This window comes from Streptomyces sp. S063 (assembly GCF_002832675.1).
In the GTDB taxonomy this organism is placed as follows: domain Bacteria; phylum Actinomycetota; class Actinomycetes; order Streptomycetales; family Streptomycetaceae; genus Streptomyces; species Streptomyces sindenensis.
The window spans coordinates 1,316,798-1,332,811 of record NZ_CP021707.1; the positions used below are offsets into that span (position 1 = coordinate 1,316,798).

The following is a 16,014-nucleotide window of genomic DNA, read 5'->3' on the forward strand; positions in this document are numbered from 1 at the left end:
TCAGCACTCGTCCTCGATCGTCCGGTCCCGGCCGGCGAGGATCCCGGCCACCATCTGGGGAATCATGAGGCCCGCCATCAGGGCGATCGGCAGCCCCCAGCCGCCACTGTGCTGGTAGAGGACGCCGACGAGCAGCGGGCCAGGGATCGAGAGCAGATAGCCGGTGGACTGGGCGAAGGCGGAGAGCCGGACCACGCCCGCGCCGGACCGGGCCCGCATGCCGATCATGGTGAGGGCGAGCGGGAAGGCGCAGTTCGCGACCCCGAGGAGCAGGGCCCAGGCCCAGGCTCCGGCGGCGGGCGCGAGGTAGAGGCCGCTGTAGCCGATCAGGCCGCACAGACCGAGGACGACGACGATGGGGCCCTGGTTCCTGAGCCGGGAGGCGACCCGGGGGATGACGAAGGCCAGCGGGACGCCCATCGCCATGGTGACCGCGAGCAGGAGTCCGGCGGTGCCGGCGGAGACCCCGGCGTCGCGGAAGATCTGCGGCATCCAGCCCATGGTGATGTACGCGGCGGTGGCCTGGAGCCCGAAGAAGCAGGCGAGGCCCCAGGCGGTCCGGCTGCGGGTGATCTTCAGGGCCGGCGCCTCGGCGGCGTTCGCGGCGACCGGCTCCGGCCGGCCGGGGGCCGGGGTGCGGTCGCGTACGAGGACGATCCAGGGCAGCACCGCGACGACGGCGAGCACGGCCCAGACGACCAGACCCGTCTGCCAGTTGCCGCCCAGCGCCCCGGTGACGGGAACGGTGAGGGCGGCGGCCAGGGCGGTGCCGAGGGCCAGGGCCATGGAGTAGAGGCCGGTCATGGTGCCGACGCGGTCGGGGAACCAGCGCTTGACGATCACCGGCATCAGGATGTTGCTGACGGCGATGCCCATCAGCGCCAGGGCGCTGGCGGCCAGGAACCCGGCGGTGGAGCCGATGTACGGGCGGACGACCAGGCCCACGGCGATCGCGGCCATGCCCGCGCAGACGACGGCGCCCGCGCCGAAGCGGCGGGCGAGGCGCGGTGCCATGACGCCGAAGACGGCGAAGCAGAGCGGCGGTACGGAGGTGAGGACGCCGGCCACGCTGCCGCTCATGTGCAGCCCTTCGCGGACCTCTTCGAGGAGGGCGCCGAGGCTGGTGATGGCGGGGCGGAGGTTGAGCGCGGCCAGGACGAGCCCCACGGCGATGAGGCGCAGCAGCCACGGGGAGGGGCCCTCGGCGGCCCCGGGAAACGACCGGGCCCGGGGGGCGTGGGACGTGCGCGCGGGGGTGTCGCGGTTCAGGGTCGGGGTCTGCGTCTCGTCGTCCGGCATGGAGTCATCATAGAATCATGGGATGATTGGTTGTCCAATCCGGCCATGGCCCGGAGTCCCCCGCACGCGTTGAGAGAATGCGGGAGAGAATCCGGCCCGGACCTCACCGCTCACGAGCAAGGAGCACCATGGCGCTGACGTCTCCTCGGCGTTCGGCACTCTCCGACCAGGTGATCGCCCAGTTGCGGAACCAGATCACCTCGGGCGAGTGGCCGGTCGGCTCGCGGATTCCGACCGAGCCCGAGCTGGTCGAGCAGCTGGGCGTGGCCCGTAACACCGTCCGCGAGGCCGTGCGGGCGCTCGCGCACAACGGGCTGCTGGACATCCGGCAGGGCTCCGGCACGTATGTGATCGCCACGAGCGAGCTGGCCGGGGTGATGCACCGCAGGTTCGCGGCGGCCGACCCCCGGCATGTCGCGGAGCTGCGCTCGACCCTGGAGTCCTCGGCGGCCCGGCTGGCGGCGGCCCGGCGCACGGACCGGGATCTGCGGCAGCTGGACGCGTTGATGGCACGCCGGGAGGAGGCCTGGGAGTCGGGTGACGCGGAGGTGTTCGTGGCGGCGGACGCGACGCTGCACCTGGCGGTGGTCGCCGCCTCCCACAACGACGTCCTGACCGGGCTCTACGCCGATCTCGGGGATCTGCTGCGCGACTATCTGCGCGGTGACGTGGGCCCCGAGCTGCGGCCGGAGAACCACATGGACCACGGCCGGCTGGTCGAGGCGATCCGGGCCGGGGACGCGGACACGGCGGCCGCCGAGGCGGCGAGCCACGCGCTGCACTGCCTCACGGACCGGGTGTAGCCCCCGGCCCGCTCACAGCGGGGCGGGGCGGTGGCTGACCCAGGCGGTGGCGACCTCTTTCCAGCAGCGGTCCTCCAGCCGCACGGTCCGGCCGGGCTCCACCGCGACCACCTCGCCGTCCGCGTCGACGTCCCACCACTGGTCGCACTCGGTGTGCAGCCGGACCAGGTCGACGGAGGGGTACGGGTTGTGGCAGTACGCGACGACCCGGGAGCCCTCGACGGTCGTACGGCACTCCGATCCGGCCGGTTCGGGCTCCGGGGGCGCCGTTTCCGTACCGGAGTCGGCTCCCCTGGCGGCGTGGACCCCCAGGGGTACGGCGAGGGCGGCGACGGCCACCGGTACGGCCAGGAGGAGACGGGTTCGTCGGTGCGTGGGGCGCACAGCAGTCTCCCTCCCGCAGCCTGACCAGAAGTCCGGTTCCTCCTCATTCTGCGGGGGATCGGCCGACTTTTCGACCGGAGCGGGAGCGGGGGGCCACGGTGCGTGAACGGCCCCCGGCCGCGTACCGCCTCAGTGACCGGGAGGGGGTGACGCGGCCGGGGGCCGTTCAGCAGGGGCGGTGCGCGGTCAGGCGCCCATCATGTGCACGCCGCTGTCGACGTGGATGATCTCGCCCGTGGTGCGCGGGAAGAAGTCGGAGAGCAGGGCGACGATGCTGCGGCCGGCCGGCTCCGGGTCGTTCATGTCCCAGGCCAGCGGGGCGCGGGTGTTCCAGACGTCGGCCAGCTCCTCGAAGCCCGGGATGGACTTGGCGGCCATCGAGCGGAGCGGTCCGGCGGAGATCAGGTTGCAGCGCAGCCCGTCCTTGCCCAGGTCACGGGCGAGGTAGCGGGAGGTGGCCTCCAGCGCGGCCTTGGCCGGGCCCATCCAGTCGTACTGCGGCCAGGCGTACTGGGCGTCGAAGGTGAGGCCGACGATCGAGCCGCCCTCGCTCATCAGCGGCTTGCAGGCCATGGCCAGCGACTTCAGCGAGAACGCCGAGACGTGCATCGCGGTGGAGACGGACTCGAAGGGCGTGTTGAGGAAATTGCCGCCGAGCGCGTCCTGCGGTGCGAAGCCGATGGAGTGGACGACGCCGTCGAGCGAACCGAGCTCCTCGCGGACCAGGCCCGCGAGCCGGTCCAGGTGCTCCTGGTTGGTCACGTCCAGCTCGATGACCTTGGCCGGCTTCGGCAGCTTCTTGGCGATGCGCTCGGTCAGGGTGGGACGCGGGAAGGCGGTGAGGATGACCTCGGCGCCCTGCTCCTGGGCCACCTTCGCGGCGTGGAACGCGATGGACGACTCCATCAGCACCCCGGTGATGAGGATGCGCTTGCCGTCGAGAATTCCGCTCATGGTGATCAGTGACCCATGCCCAATCCGCCGTCAACGGGAATGACGGCTCCAGTGATGTACGACGCGTCGTCGGAGGCGAGGAAGCGCACGGCGGCGGCGATCTCCTCGGGCCGCGCGTAGCGGCCGAGCGGCACCTGGCCCACGATGCCCTTGCGCTGCTCCTCGGTGAGCACCTGGGTCATGTCGGTGTCGACAAAACCAGGGGCGACGACGTTGAAGGTGATGTTCCGCGAACCGAGCTCACGGGCCAGCGACCGGGCGAAGCCGACCAGCCCGGCCTTGGAGGCGGCGTAGTTGGCCTGACCGGCCGAGCCGAGGAGGCCGACGACGGAGGAGATCAGGACGACGCGGCCCTTCTTGGCGCGCAGCATGCCGCGGTTGGCGCGCTTGACGACCCGGAAGGTGCCGGTGAGGTTGGTGTCGAGGACGGAGGTGAAGTCCTCCTCCGACATCCGCATCAGCAACTGGTCCTTGGTGATGCCCGCGTTGGCGACCAGCACCTCCACGGGACCGTGCTTCTCCTCGATCTCCTTGTAGGCCTGCTCCACCTGCTCGGCGTCGGTGATGTCGCAGCGGACCGCGAGGACACCGGCTTCGGTGAGCTCCTGAGGGGGCTCTCCGGAACGGTAGGTGATCGCGACCCGGTCGCCGTTGTCGGCGAGGACGCGGGCGATGGCGAGGCCGATGCCCCGGTTTCCTCCGGTGACGAGAACCGAGCGGCTCAACGGATCACCCTTTCCTTGGCGGTCTGGTGCGTGGTCCCGGGCGGTCGGGTACGTCGAAAACCTATCGGTACCGTGCGCCGATCGGGGAATCGGGCCCTGACAGTGGCTTGTCCGGGGTGCTGTGGGGTTCCTACAGTCCGTGCCGATGCGTGGTCGGCACATGCGTCCGCGATATCCCCCGGTACGGTCACCCTCCGGCGTGGTTCACTGCCGTGGTGTATCGAGAAGGGAACTCCCTGTGCCCCACGAGGTAGATCAGTCATTCCTGGCCCTGCCGTCGCGCGCGCTGGCCGACGCGGCGCTCGCCCGAGCGCGGGCCCTCGGCGCGACGCACGCCGACTTCCGGCTGGAGCGGGTGCGCAGCGCCACCTGGCGGCTGCGGGACGCGCGGCCGGCCGGGGCGTCGGACAGCACGGACCTGGGGTACGCGGTGCGCGTGGTGCACGGCGGGGCCTGGGGGTTCGCGTCCGGGGTGGATCTGACGATGGACGCGGCCGCGAAGGTGGCCTCGCAGGCGGTGGCGATGGCCAAGCTGTCGGCGAAGGTGATCGCCGCGGCCGGCTCGGACGAGCTGGTGGAGCTGGCGGACGAGCCGTCGCACGGTGAGCGGACCTGGGTCTCGGCGTACGACGTCGACCCCTTCTCCGTACCGGACGAGGAGAAGGCGGCGCTGCTCGCCGAGTGGAGCGGGCGGCTGCTGGGCGCGGAGGGTGTCGCGCATGTGGACGCGTCCCTGATGACCGTCCACGAGAACAAGTTCTACGCGGACACGGCGGGCACGGTCACCACACAGCAGCGGGTGCGGATCCACCCGCAGTTCACCGCCGTCGCGGTGGACGGCACGACCGGCGAGTTCGACTCGATGCGCACCATCGCGCCGCCGGTGGGCCGGGGCTGGGAGTATCTGACCGGCACCGGCTGGGACTGGGACGCCGAGCTGGAGGAGATCCCCGGGCTGCTCGCGGAGAAGATGCGCGCGCCGAGCGTCGAGGCGGGGGCGTACGACCTGGTCGTCGACCCGTCGAACCTGTGGCTGACCATCCACGAGTCGATCGGCCACGCCACCGAGCTGGACCGGGCACTGGGGTACGAGGCGGCGTACGCCGGGACCTCGTTCGCCACCTTCGACCAGCTGGGCAAGCTGGCGTACGGCTCCTCCGTGATGAACGTGACCGGCGACCGCACGGCCGAGCACGGGCTCGCGACGATCGGGTACGACGACGAGGGCGTCGAGGCGCAGTCGTGGGACCTGGTGAAGGACGGCACGCTCGTCGGATACCAGCTGGACCGCCGGATCGCGAAGCTCACCGGGCTGGGCCGCTCCAACGGGTGCGCGTACGCGGACTCGCCGGGCCACGTCCCCGTCCAGCGCATGGCCAACGTGTCGTTGCGGCCGGATCCCGGCGGCCTCTCCACGGAGGACCTGATCGGCGGGGTCGAGCGCGGGATCTACGTGGTCGGCGACCGGTCCTGGTCCATCGACATGCAGCGCTACAACTTCCAGTTCACCGGTCAGCGGTTCTTCCGCATCGAGAACGGCAGGCTCGCCGGGCAGCTGCGCGATGTGGCGTACCAGGCGACGACCACGGACTTCTGGGGCTCGATGGAGAAGGTCGGCGGCCCCCAGACGTACGTACTCGGTGGCGCGTTCAACTGCGGCAAGGCCCAGCCGGGCCAGGTCGCGGCGGTCTCGCACGGCTGTCCCTCCGCCCTCTTCCGGGGCGTCAACATCCTCAACACGACGCAGGAGGCCGGGCGATGAACGGCGACCACGGAACCGGCTGGGGGTCCGGGGGTCGTCCCCCGGGCAAGCACAGTCTCAACACGACGCAGGAGGCCGGGCGATGAGCCGCGTCAGCAAGCCGTACGAGATCGTCGAGCGGGCTCTGGAGCTGTCCACCACGGACGGCCTGGTGGTCATCGCCGACGAGCACTCCTCCGCCAATCTGCGCTGGGCGGGCAACGCGCTCACCACGAACGGGGTGACCCGGGGGCGGACCCTGACCGTCATCGCGACCGTGGACGGGGCCGAGGGCACCGCCTCCGGTGTCGTCTCCCGGTCCGCCGTGACCACCGACGACCTGGAGCCGCTGGTACGCGCCGCCGAGGCCGCCGCCCGGGGCGCGGGGCCGGCGGAGGACGCCCAGCCGCTGGTGAGCGGGGCGCCCGCGTCGCCCGACTTCACGGACGCGCCGGCCGAGACCGGCTCGGAGGTCTTCGCAGACTTCGCCCCGGCGCTCGGGGACGCCTTCGCGCGCGCCCGCGCCGGGGGCCGCGAGCTGTACGGCTTCGCCAACCACGAGCTGACCTCCACCTACGTGGGGACGTCGACGGGGCTGCGGCTGCGCCACGACCAGCCGAACGGGACGCTGGAGCTGAACGCGAAGTCCCCGGACCGGACGCGCTCCGCGTGGGCGGGCCGGGCGACCCGGGACTTCAAGGACGTCGACCCGGCGGCGATGGACGCGGAGCTGGCGCAGCGGCTGCGCTGGGCACAGCGGCGCATCGAGCTGCCCGCCGGGCGGTACGAGACGCTGCTGCCGCCGACGGCGGTCGCGGACCTGCTGATCTACCAGCTCTGGTCGTCGACCGCGCGGGACGCGGTGGAGGGCCGGACGGTGTTCTCGACTCCGGGCGGCGGGACCCGGCTGGGCGAGACGCTCGCTCCGCTCCCGCTCACCCTGCGCAGCGACCCGCACGCCCCGGGCCTGGAGTCGGCGCCGTTCGTGATCGCCCACTCCTCCGGCGACAGCGGTTCCGTCTTCGACAACGGGCTGCCGCTGGCCCCGACGGACTGGATCCGGGAGGGGAAGCTGGAGCGGCTGACGACGACCCGGCACTCGGCCGGGCTGACCGGCTTCCCGGTCGCCCCGGGCATCGACAACCTGCTCCTGGAGGCCGGCGGCGAGAAGTCGCTGGAGGAGATGGTCGCCGCGACGACCGGTCGGGCGCTGCTGCTGACCTGCCTCTGGTACATCCGCGAGGTGGACCCGGCGACGCTGCTGCTGACCGGGCTGACCCGGGACGGCGTCTATCTGGTCGAGGACGGCGAGGTGGTCGGTGAGGTGAACAACTTCCGGTTCAACGAGTCGCCGGTGGACCTGCTGTCGCGGGCCTCGGAGGCGGGCCGTACGGAGAAGACGCTGCCGCGCGAGTGGGGCGACTGGTTCACCCGGGCTGCGATGCCGGCGCTGCGCATCCCGGACTTCAACATGAGCTCGGTCAGTCCGGGCGTATGACTCGGTCAGCCCGGGCGTACGACCCGCCTAGACTGACCCGTACATCTCTACCAGGCATAAGGAGCACCGGAACCGTGACGGACATCGTCGACGAGCTGAAGTGGCGCGGGCTGTTCGCCCAGTCCACTGACGAGGACGCATTGCGCAAGGCTCTCGCGGACGGTCCCGTCACCTTCTATTGCGGCTTCGACCCGACCGCCGCGAGCCTGCACGTGGGGCACCTGGTGCAGGTGCTCACCATGCGGCGGCTCCAGCAGGCCGGGCTGAAGCCGCTGGCGCTGGTCGGCGGGGCCACGGGCCAGATCGGTGACCCGCGGCCCACCGCCGAGCGCACGCTGAACGACCCGGAGACCATCGCCGCCTGGGTGCAGCGGCTGCGGGGGCAGATCGAGCCCTTCCTCACCTTCGAGGGCCCGAACGCGGCGACGATGGTCAACAACCTGGACTGGACCGCGGGCATGTCCGCGATCGAGTTCCTGAGGGACATCGGCAAGCACTTCCGGGTCAACAAGATGCTCACCAAGGACTCGGTCGCCCGGCGGCTGGAGTCGCAGGAGGGCATCAGCTACACCGAGTTCAGCTACCAGCTGCTCCAGGGCATGGACTTCCTGGAGCTGTACCGCCGGCACGGCTGCACCCTTCAGCAGGGCGGCAGCGACCAGTGGGGCAACCTCACCGCGGGCATCGACCTGATCCACCGGCTGGAGCCGGGCGCGGTCGTGCACGCGCTGGCGACGCCGCTGATGACGAAGGCGGACGGGACGAAGTTCGGCAAGTCCGAGAGCGGTGCCGTCTGGCTCGACCCCGAGATGACGACGCCGTACGCGTTCTACCAGTTCTGGCTGAACGTGGACGACCGGGACGTCTCCCGCTACCTGCGCATCCTCAGCTTCAAGAGCCGTGAGGAGCTGGAGGAGCTGGAGAAGCTGACGCAGGAGCGTCCGCAGGCGCGGAACGCGCAGCGGGCGCTGGCCGAGGAGCTGACGACGCTGGTGCACGGCGGTGCGCAGTGCGCGGCCGTGATCGCGGCGTCGAAGGCGCTGTTCGGCCAGGGCGACCTGGCCGAGCTGGACGAGGCGACGCTGAGCGCGGCCCTGTCCGAGGTGCCGCACGCCACCGTGGCCGAGCTGGGTCCGCTGGTGGACCTGCTGGTGGAGGTCGGTCTCGCGCCCAGCAAGTCGGGGGCCCGCCGTACGGTCAAGGAGGGCGGCGCCTACGTGAACAACGTGAAGGTCGTCGACGGCGAGGTCGCGCCGGACGCCGGGGAGCTGCTGCACGGGCGTTGGCTGGTGCTGCGCCGGGGCAAGAAGAACCTGGCCGCCGTGGAGGTCAGCCCGGCGGGCTGACCTCCGGCGGATGACAGCGCCGCGGCCGGACACGAGTTCTCACGTGTCCGGCCGCGGCAGGCCCGGCCCGGCCGTCGTGCGGGGCGGTCTCCGGCGCGTGGGACGCCCGGCCCTCACGGGACGTCCGTCATCCTTTCTGCGCCTTGATGTGCTCGATGACCTCGTTGAAGTCCTTGGTCGGCGAGAAGTCCAGGTACTCGCAGTCCTCCAGCGCCACCGGGGCGTGTCCGGGCGGCCAGTAGAACGTCTCACCCGCTTCGTAGACGTCGTCGCCGTGGGGGGTCCGCATCTTCAGCCGGCCCTTGAAGAGATGCCCCCAGTGCGGGCACGGGCAAAGGTCGTCGGCCAGCCCCTGGAGAGCCGGACCCATGTCGGTGCCCTCGGGAAACTTCACAAAGGCGACGGACATGCCTCCACCGACGTCCTGAACACGCAGCTCCACTCCGTCGCCCTCGATGACGACAGGAGTGTCCTTCCGCGTCGTCGCTGTCATGGTTCCTCCTCGCTCATCTGCCGAAGGGAACAGCGAGAACTTCCTCACCTCCAGTCTGAGCCCGGGAGCTGCGCACCGCGAGCCTGTACGCCCTCCATCCGGAGGCCGGGGCAGCGGTACCGGACCGGGTCACGGTTCCTGGCGGGCACGGATCGACTCCGTCGTCCTGTCGTCGCCTCGACCGCCCACAGCGCAACGCCGCGGCCGAACACGCCTTCCTCGCGTGTCCGGCCGCGGCGTTCGGTGGAGCGGTGACCGGGTCAGGTTCTCTGGCTGCGGCCGCCCCGGATCTTCTGCCAGGCCATGTCGCCGACGGCGACGACCGCCACGGCGCCCGCCAGCTGGAGCACATGGCGGATCCAGTCGATGCCCTTGGTGTCCTCCACACCGATCCAGCCCGCCACGGCGTTACCGAGGATGCTGCCGAGGATGCCGAACACGGCCGTCAGCCAGAGCGGGATGTCCTGCTTACCCGGCAGGATCGCTCTGGCGATGACACCGAGCACCAACCCCACGATGATTGCCCACAACCAGCTCATTTCGCCTCCTCGTACGGCGCGGAGTGCGCGTCCGTCCAGTCTTGGCCCGCCGTCCGGGCGTCCGCATGCGGGGTTGGGCCGTCCGGGGGACCCCGGGCCCACCCGCCGGACGGCCCCGGTCGCCTGCCCGGCCGATGCCGGGCGTACCGTGGATGCGACCCGGTCCGTGAGTGTCCGGCGACGACATCTGGTGGTGGAGCATGCTGCGGAAGAACGCGGATTCGGAGGTCATCCGGATCACGGGCGCCCGTCAGGGGCTGACGGAGGACGTCCGCGGCCGGCAGCGGCGCTATGTGATCTCGATGTCGGTGCGCACGGTGTCGGTGGTGCTGGCCGCGGTGCTGTGGAACGTGGAGCGGCATGTGGCGATCGTCGCGCTCGTGCTGGGCGTGCTGCTGCCGTACGTGGCGGTGGTCATCGCCAACGCGGGCCGGGAGAACGCGACTTCGCTGCCGACGACGTTCGTGCCGATGCCGATGCGCCCGGCCCTGGAGGCCGGTTCGGCGGAGCCGGGGGATGCCCGGGGGGCGTCCGGCCGGGTTCCGCCGCCGCATGAGGCCGGCTGAGTACACGCGTCGCGCGAAGCTCAAGAAAAGCTCAGATCAATCATGACGTTCCAGTGCACCGCACCCCGGTCCCCGTGACATACTTCGAAAGCGCTCCGCATCCCCCGTCGGAGCGACGGACCGACGCCGGGCAGCTCCCCCCGTGGCTGCCCGGCGTCGCCTTTTCTCCGGCCGGGGGTGCGTCAGAAGGCTTGCGGTCCACCCGACTTGGCTCGCAAGCACCTGTTTTAGGCTGGGACCTGTGATCTTTCCCGAGACATCCGCCGAAAGTCCCACCGGTGCCCCGCTCTGTTCCGCCAAGGGCTGCCGGGCCGCCGCCGTGTGGGTGCTCGCCTGGAACAACCCCAAGCTGCACACGCCCGAGCGGCGCAAGACCTGGCTGGCCTGTGACGAGCACCGGGAGCACCTGTCCTCGTTCCTCGACGTACGAGGCTTCCTCAAGGACGTCGTGGCGCTGAAGGACTGGGAGCCCGGCCCCCAGGGGTCGCGGGACGCCTGAGCGTCGGCTCGCGGAGCGTCCGAGCGGCTGACACCGGGCCATCCGCTCCGGTGTCAGCCGCCGATCGCGGACATCGGGCGGTCGGGCTGCAGGAAGGACGGGTCGTCCAGTCCGGAGCCCGCCTTCTTGCCCCACATGGCCGTCCGCCAGAGCTGGGCGATCTCCTCGTCCGGCGCGTCCCCGCGCAGCGCCCCGCGCAGATCCGTCTCCTCACGGGCGAAGAGGCAGGTGCGGACCTGGCCGTCGGCGGTGAGCCGGGTGCGGTCGCAGGCGCGGCAGAACGGCCGGGTGACGGACGCGATCACGCCGACGCGGTGCGGGCCGCCGTCGACGGTCCAGCGCTCGGCGGGGGCGGAGCCGCGGGACGCGTCGCCCTCCGGGGTGAGGGTGAAGCGGGTGCGCAGCGAGGCGAGGATGTCACCGGCGGTGATCATGCCGTCACGCTTCCAGCCGTGCTGGGCGTCGAGCGGCATCTGCTCGATGAAGCGGAGCTCGTAGTCGTGGTCCAGGGCCCAGGCGAGCAGCTCGGGGGCCTCGTCGTCGTTGAGCCCCGGCATCAGGACGGAGTTGACCTTCACCGGGGTGAGCCCGGCCTCCTGGGCGGCCTCCAGGCCGTCCAGCACGTCCTGGTGGCGGTCACGGCGGGTGAGGGTCTTGAAGACGTCGGGCCGCAGGGTGTCCAGCGAGACGTTGACCCGGTCGAGGCCCGCTGCCTTGAGGGCGGTGGCGGTCCGCTTGAGCCCGATGCCGTTGGTCGTGAGGGACATGCGGGGGCGCGGGGTGAGCGCGGCGCACTGCTCGACGATGGAGACGAGGCCGGGGCGGAGCAGGGGCTCGCCGCCGGTGAAGCGGACCTCGGTGATGCCGAGCGAGGTCACGGCGATACGGATCAGGCGCACGATCTCGTCGTCGGACAGCAGCTCGCTCTTGCCGAGCCACTGCAGGCCCTCTTCCGGCATGCAGTAGGTGCAGCGCAGATTGCACTTGTCGGTGAGTGACACGCGCAGGTCGGTGGCGACCCGGTCGTAGGTGTCGATGAGCACGGTGGGCCCCTCCCCCGGTGGTGCGATCGCTCTTCTTCGTCTCTGGTACTTCCGAGCCTACGTGAGACATGTGACAACGGCGTGGCCCGTTTGCCACGAGGTGCGGCCGGGCCGCGTCGTAGGACTCTACGACGCGGCCCGGCCGCGGGTGGTGGGCGATGGGCCGAACGGGCCCGCCCGCTCCGGTGTGCTCAGTGGGCTCCGATGCCGGTGAGGGACTTGACCTCCAGCTCGGCGTACTTGTCCGAGTCGGCCTTCTCCTTGGAGATCAGGGAGCCGATCCAGCCGAGGAGGAAGCCGAGCGGGATCGAGATCAGGCCGGGGTTCTCCAGCGGGAACCAGGCGAAGTCGACGTCGGGGAACATCGAGCTGGGCTTGGAGGAGACGACCGGCGAGAACAGCACCAGCAGGACGGAGGAGCTGAGGCCTCCGTAGATGGACCAGAGGGCCCCCTGGGTGGTGAAGCGCTTCCAGAAGAGGCTGTAGAGGATCGTCGGCAGGTTGGCGGAGGCCGCGACGGCGAAGGCCAGGGCGACGAGTCCGGCGACGTTCAGGTCGCGGGCGAGTGCGCCGAGTGCGATGGAGACGATGCCGATCGCGACGGTGGCCCAGCGCGCCGCGCGGACCTCCTCCTTCTCGGTGGCCTGCCCCTTGCGGATGACGTTGGCGTAGATGTCGTGCGCGAAGGACGAGGAGGAGGCGAGGGTGAGTCCGGCGACGACGGCCAGGATGGTGGCGAAGGCGACGGCGGAGATCACCGCGAGGAGGATGGCGCCGCCGGTGGATCCGGAACCGCCGCCGATCTCCAGGGCGGCCAGCGGCGCCGCGGTGTTGCCCGCCTTGTTGGAGGCGATGATGTCGCCCGGCTTGAGGATCGCGGCGGCGCCGAAGCCGAGCACGATCGTCATCAGGTAGAAGGCGCCGATGATGCCGATCGCCCAGTTCACGGACTTACGGGCGGCCTTGGCGGTGGGCACGGTGTAGAAGCGGATCAGGATGTGCGGCAGGCCGGCGGTCCCGAGGACCAGGGCGATGCCGAGCGAGATGAAGTCCAGCTTCGAGACGCTGTCGGCGCCGTACTTCAGGCCGGGCTCCAGGAAGGCCGCGCCCTTGCCGCTGTTGCTGGCGGCGGTGCCGAGCAGGTCGGAGATGTTGAAGTTGAACTTCAGCAGGATCAGGAAGGTGATGAGCAGGGTGCCCGCGATGAGCAGGACGGCCTTGACCATCTGCACCCAGGTGGTGCCCTTCATGCCGCCGATGGTGACGTAGAGGATCATGAGCACGCCGACCAGGGCGACGATGAGGATCTTCCCGGCGTCGCTGGTGATGCCGAGCAGCAGCGAGACGAGGACGCCCGCGCCGGCCATCTGGGCCAGCAGGTAGAAGATCGAGACGACGATCGTGGACGTGCCGGCGGCGGTACGGACGGGGCGCTGGCGCATCCGGTAGGCGAGGACGTCGCCCATCGTGTAGCGGCCGGAGTTGCGCAGCGGTTCGGCGACCAGGAGCAGGGCGACGAGCCAGGCGACGAGGAAGCCGATGGAGTACAGGAAGCCGTCGTAGCCGAAGAGGGCGATGGCTCCGGCGATGCCGAGGAAGGACGCGGCGGACATGTAGTCGCCGGAGACCGCGAGTCCGTTCTGGAAGCCGGTGAACTGGCGGCCGCCCGCGTAGAAGTCGGAGGCGCTCTTGGTCTGGCGGCCCGCCCACACGGTGATGAAGAGGGTGGCGACGACGAACGCGGCGAACAGCGTGATGATCAGCGGCCGGTGCTCGCTCGCCCCCTCGGTGGCGGCCAGCTGGACGGTGGGGTAGAGGGCGTGGGCGGCGCTCATGCGTCGGCCTCCATGCGGGACTTGATCGCCTCGGCCTTGGGGTCGAGCTTGCCGGCGGCGTGCCGGGAGTACAGCCAGGCGATGAGGAAGGTGGTGGCGAACTGGGCGAGTCCGAGGACGAGCGCCATGTTGATGTTGCCGACGACCTTGGTGGCCATGAATCCGCCCGCGTAGTTGCAGAGCAGGACGTAGAGCAGGTACCAGGTCACAAAGGCGATGGTCAGGGGGAAGGCGAAGGACCGGAAGGAGCGGCGCAGGTCGGCGAACTCCGGGCTCGACTGCACCGCGACGTACGCCTCGGTGGTGGGCTGGACAGGTCCGGTGGGCGATGTGCCCTCGGGGGCGGTGCATCGGTTGCCACGGAAACTCCTCGCGACGCGGGTGCGGTGATCTGGGGGACGTTGGATGTCAAAGGAGGCCTCTTCGCCGGCGGGGACGGTGATGTACCTCTGGACAACGGCACGGAGGGCGCGACGAAGCGGTTCACCGCGTCTTTCGCCTTCTCGTTCGCCTTCCCGGAGGGGTCACCGTTCGTCCGGTTGGCGGCGCGTCGCCCGTTCACATTCGGCCGCATCGGTCACTCTTCGAACTCACTTGCCCGTAAACGTTGATGCGCCGGGATGATCAGCGATAGCTTCACTCGTCATGTACGCGACCGAACACGCCAGGTGTCCGGTCGTTCGGCACGGATGATGTGGAGAACCCATGGCTCATCTGGCATCGAGACGGACCCGCGCACTCGCGGTGCCCGTCGGGCTCGCGCTGACCGCCTCGCTCGGCTTCCTGCCGACGGCGACGGCCACGGCGGCACCCACCGGCGAGCAGGCCGCCGCGAGCGTGCGGACCGACGGGCCGAAGCTGTCCTACGTGGTCAACGTCCGGGGCGGCCACGGCACGGTGAAGAACGTCAAGAAGGCGATCGCCAAGGCCGGCGGCACCGTCGTCATCGCCTACGAGCAGATCGGCGTCATCGTCGTCCACTCGCAGAACCCGGCGTTCGGCGAAACGATCCGCCGCGCGCGGGGCGTGGAGTCGGCGGGCGCCACCCGCACGAACCCGATCGTGCCGCAGGCCACGAAGGACATCGGCTCGATAGCCGAGCCGCTCACCGCCGAGCAGGCGGCGGCCGCGGCCGCGGAAGCGAAGGCCGGCGAGGACCCGTTGGAGCCCCTCCAGTGGTCGCTGCCCGCGATCAAGGCGGACAAGGCGCACCAGAAGTCGCTGGGCTCGAAGAAGGTGACGGTCGCCGTCATCGACACGGGCGTCGACGACACCCACCCGGACCTGGCCCCGAACTTCGACGAGCGCGCCTCGGCGAACTGCGTGTCGGGCGCTCCGGACACCACCGCCGGCTCCTGGCGTCCCGCGGCGGGCGAGAGCGACCACGGCACGCATGTGGCGGGCACCATCGCCGCCGCGAAGAACGGCGTCGGCGTCACCGGCGTCGCCCCGGGCGTGAAGGTGTCGGGCATCAAGGTGTCGAACCCCGACGGGTTCTTCTACACCGAGGCCGTCGTCTGCGGGTTCCTCTGGGCCGCCGAGCACGGCGTCGAGGTGACCAACAACAGCTATTACACCGACCCGTGGCTGTTCAACTGCAAGAACGACCCCGACCAGGGCGCCCTGGTCGACGCGCTCACCCGCGCCGTGAAGTACGCGGAGCGCAAGGGCACGGTCAACGTCGCGGCGGCGGGCAACTCCCGCCACGACCTGGCGCTCGACGCGATCGAGGACAAGACCAGCCCGAACGACACCGAGCCGGTCACCCGGACGATCGACCCGAGCGCCTGCCCGGACATCCCGACCATGCTGCCGGGCGTCGTGACGGTCTCCGCGACGGGTGCGAAGGGTCTGAAGTCCTCGTACTCGAACTACGGCAAGGGGATCATCGACGTGGCGGCCCCGGGCGGTGACTCGACGGTCTACCAGACCCCCGAGCCGCCCGCCGTCAACGGCCTGATCCTCTCCACGCTGCCGGGCGGCAAGTTCGGCTACAAGGCCGGTACGTCGATGGCGTCCCCGCATGCCGCGGGCGTCGTGGCGCTGATCAAGTCCAAGCACCCCTACGCTTCGCCGGCCGCGGTCAAGGCTCTGCTGACGCTGCAGGCGGACGCGAAGGCGTGCGGCGAGCCGTACGACATCAACGGTGACGGCGTCATCGACGCGGTCTGCGAGGGCGGCAAGAACTACAACGGCTTCTACGGGGCCGGCGTGGTGGACGCGCTCGACGCGGTGCGCTGGTAGCAGCACGTCACGGTAAGGCCGAGGGGCCCGAGGAGAAGGTTCTCC

15 protein-coding genes and 1 pseudogene are annotated in these 16,014 nt (G+C 70.7%); 7 read left to right on the forward strand and 9 right to left on the reverse strand.

The window, feature by feature from the left end:
• The gene (locus CCZ36_RS05865) at positions 1-1,299 is read right to left on the reverse strand and encodes a CynX/NimT family MFS transporter (RefSeq protein ID WP_069739694.1); all 1,299 of its coding nucleotides are present in this window, start codon (positions 1,297-1,299) and stop codon (positions 1-3) included.
• Positions 1,300-1,427: 128 nt separating this feature from the next.
• Here CCZ36_RS05865 and CCZ36_RS05870 point away from each other — a divergent pair, with 128 nt between their 5' ends.
• Positions 1,428-2,102, forward strand: a complete 675-nt coding sequence (locus tag CCZ36_RS05870) for a FadR/GntR family transcriptional regulator (protein WP_128817150.1) — start codon at positions 1,428-1,430, stop codon at positions 2,100-2,102.
• 12 nt (positions 2,103-2,114) lie between these two features.
• On the opposite strand, the gene CCZ36_RS05875 is transcribed toward CCZ36_RS05870, so the two are convergent.
• From CCZ36_RS05875 to fabG, 3 genes are all read right to left on the reverse strand, one after another.
• Complete coding sequence (locus tag CCZ36_RS05875; RefSeq protein WP_069739692.1) at positions 2,115-2,486, reverse strand: hypothetical protein; 372 nt, start codon at positions 2,484-2,486, stop codon at positions 2,115-2,117.
• A 186-nt stretch (positions 2,487-2,672) separates the two neighbouring features.
• The gene (gene fabI / locus CCZ36_RS05880; RefSeq protein WP_069743232.1) at positions 2,673-3,440 is read right to left on the reverse strand and encodes an enoyl-ACP reductase FabI; all 768 of its coding nucleotides are present in this window, start codon (positions 3,438-3,440) and stop codon (positions 2,673-2,675) included.
• A 5-nt stretch (positions 3,441-3,445) separates the two neighbouring features.
• Positions 3,446-4,165: a 3-oxoacyl-[acyl-carrier-protein] reductase gene (fabG, locus tag CCZ36_RS05885; protein WP_069739690.1), complete on the reverse strand. Its 720-nt coding sequence runs from the start codon at positions 4,163-4,165 to the stop codon at positions 3,446-3,448.
• Positions 4,166-4,403: 238 nt separating this feature from the next.
• Between fabG and CCZ36_RS05890 the strand changes: the two genes are divergently transcribed.
• The 3 genes from CCZ36_RS05890 to tyrS all read left to right on the forward strand — a co-directional run bounded on the left by CCZ36_RS05890 (position 4,404) and on the right by tyrS (position 8,750).
• On the forward strand, positions 4,404-5,927 hold the full coding sequence (locus CCZ36_RS05890) for a TldD/PmbA family protein (RefSeq protein ID WP_069739689.1): 1,524 nt from the start codon (positions 4,404-4,406) through the stop codon (positions 5,925-5,927).
• An 82-nt stretch (positions 5,928-6,009) separates the two neighbouring features.
• On the forward strand, positions 6,010-7,404 hold the full coding sequence (locus CCZ36_RS05895; RefSeq protein ID WP_128817151.1) for a metallopeptidase TldD-related protein: 1,395 nt from the start codon (positions 6,010-6,012) through the stop codon (positions 7,402-7,404).
• Positions 7,405-7,478: 74 nt separating this feature from the next.
• On the forward strand, positions 7,479-8,750 hold the full coding sequence (tyrS, locus tag CCZ36_RS05900; RefSeq protein ID WP_069739687.1) for a tyrosine--tRNA ligase: 1,272 nt from the start codon (positions 7,479-7,481) through the stop codon (positions 8,748-8,750).
• Positions 8,751-8,877: 127 nt separating this feature from the next.
• Here tyrS and CCZ36_RS05905 read toward each other — a convergent pair whose 3' ends face one another.
• Both CCZ36_RS05905 and CCZ36_RS05910 read right to left on the reverse strand, forming a co-directional pair.
• Positions 8,878-9,243: a hypothetical protein gene (locus CCZ36_RS05905; RefSeq protein ID WP_069739686.1), complete on the reverse strand. Its 366-nt coding sequence runs from the start codon at positions 9,241-9,243 to the stop codon at positions 8,878-8,880.
• Between the two features lie 260 nt (positions 9,244-9,503).
• Positions 9,504-9,782, reverse strand: coding sequence for a GlsB/YeaQ/YmgE family stress response membrane protein (locus CCZ36_RS05910; RefSeq protein WP_006123578.1), 279 nt, complete (start codon positions 9,780-9,782; stop codon positions 9,504-9,506).
• 200 nt (positions 9,783-9,982) lie between these two features.
• Between CCZ36_RS05910 and CCZ36_RS05915 the strand changes: the two genes are divergently transcribed.
• Positions 9,983-10,348, forward strand: a complete 366-nt coding sequence (locus tag CCZ36_RS05915) for a DUF3099 domain-containing protein (protein ID WP_079134198.1) — start codon at positions 9,983-9,985, stop codon at positions 10,346-10,348.
• Between the two features lie 241 nt (positions 10,349-10,589).
• Positions 10,590-10,847 carry a hypothetical protein gene (locus CCZ36_RS05920; RefSeq protein ID WP_069739684.1) on the forward strand — a complete coding sequence of 86 codons (258 nt, stop codon included), beginning with the start codon at positions 10,590-10,592 and terminating at the stop codon, positions 10,845-10,847.
• A 53-nt stretch (positions 10,848-10,900) separates the two neighbouring features.
• On the opposite strand, the gene moaA is transcribed toward CCZ36_RS05920, so the two are convergent.
• The 3 genes and pseudogenes from moaA to CCZ36_RS05935 form a co-directional block, all read right to left on the reverse strand.
• Entirely contained in the window at positions 10,901-11,890 is a 990-nt protein-coding gene (gene moaA / locus CCZ36_RS05925) for a GTP 3',8-cyclase MoaA (RefSeq protein WP_069739683.1), read from the reverse strand.
• A gap of 191 nt (positions 11,891-12,081) precedes the next feature.
• Positions 12,082-13,725, reverse strand: coding sequence for a solute symporter family protein (locus tag CCZ36_RS05930; protein ID WP_069739682.1), 1,644 nt, complete (start codon positions 13,723-13,725; stop codon positions 12,082-12,084).
• Positions 13,722-14,086: pseudogene (locus CCZ36_RS05935) on the reverse strand (DUF485 domain-containing protein). Before CCZ36_RS05935 ends, CCZ36_RS05930 begins: the two are co-directional and overlap by 4 nt.
• A gap of 344 nt (positions 14,087-14,430) precedes the next feature.
• Between CCZ36_RS05935 and CCZ36_RS05945 the strand changes: the two are divergent.
• On the forward strand, positions 14,431-15,969 hold the full coding sequence (locus CCZ36_RS05945) for a S8 family peptidase (RefSeq protein WP_069739680.1): 1,539 nt from the start codon (positions 14,431-14,433) through the stop codon (positions 15,967-15,969).
• Positions 15,970-16,014 lie beyond the last annotated feature (45 nt).

Bases quoted from the DNA above. Each gene is read 5' to 3' on its own strand.
- CCZ36_RS05865 (WP_069739694.1), bottom strand. From the start codon at position 1,299: ATGCCGGACGACGAGACGCAGACCCCGACCCTGAACCGCGACACCCCC.
- CCZ36_RS05870 (WP_128817150.1), top strand. From the start codon at position 1,428: ATGGCGCTGACGTCTCCTCGGCGTTCGGCACTCTCCGACCAGGTGATC.
- fabI (WP_069743232.1), bottom strand. From the start codon at position 3,440: ATGAGCGGAATTCTCGACGGCAAGCGCATCCTCATCACCGGGGTGCTG.
- CCZ36_RS05895 (WP_128817151.1), top strand. From the start codon at position 6,010: ATGAGCCGCGTCAGCAAGCCGTACGAGATCGTCGAGCGGGCTCTGGAG.
- CCZ36_RS05905 (WP_069739686.1), bottom strand. From the start codon at position 9,243: ATGACAGCGACGACGCGGAAGGACACTCCTGTCGTCATCGAGGGCGAC.
- CCZ36_RS05910 (WP_006123578.1), bottom strand. From the start codon at position 9,782: ATGAGCTGGTTGTGGGCAATCATCGTGGGGTTGGTGCTCGGTGTCATC.
- CCZ36_RS05915 (WP_079134198.1), top strand. From the start codon at position 9,983: ATGCTGCGGAAGAACGCGGATTCGGAGGTCATCCGGATCACGGGCGCC.
- CCZ36_RS05930 (WP_069739682.1), bottom strand. From the start codon at position 13,725: ATGAGCGCCGCCCACGCCCTCTACCCCACCGTCCAGCTGGCCGCCACC.
- CCZ36_RS05945 (WP_069739680.1), top strand. From the start codon at position 14,431: ATGGCTCATCTGGCATCGAGACGGACCCGCGCACTCGCGGTGCCCGTC.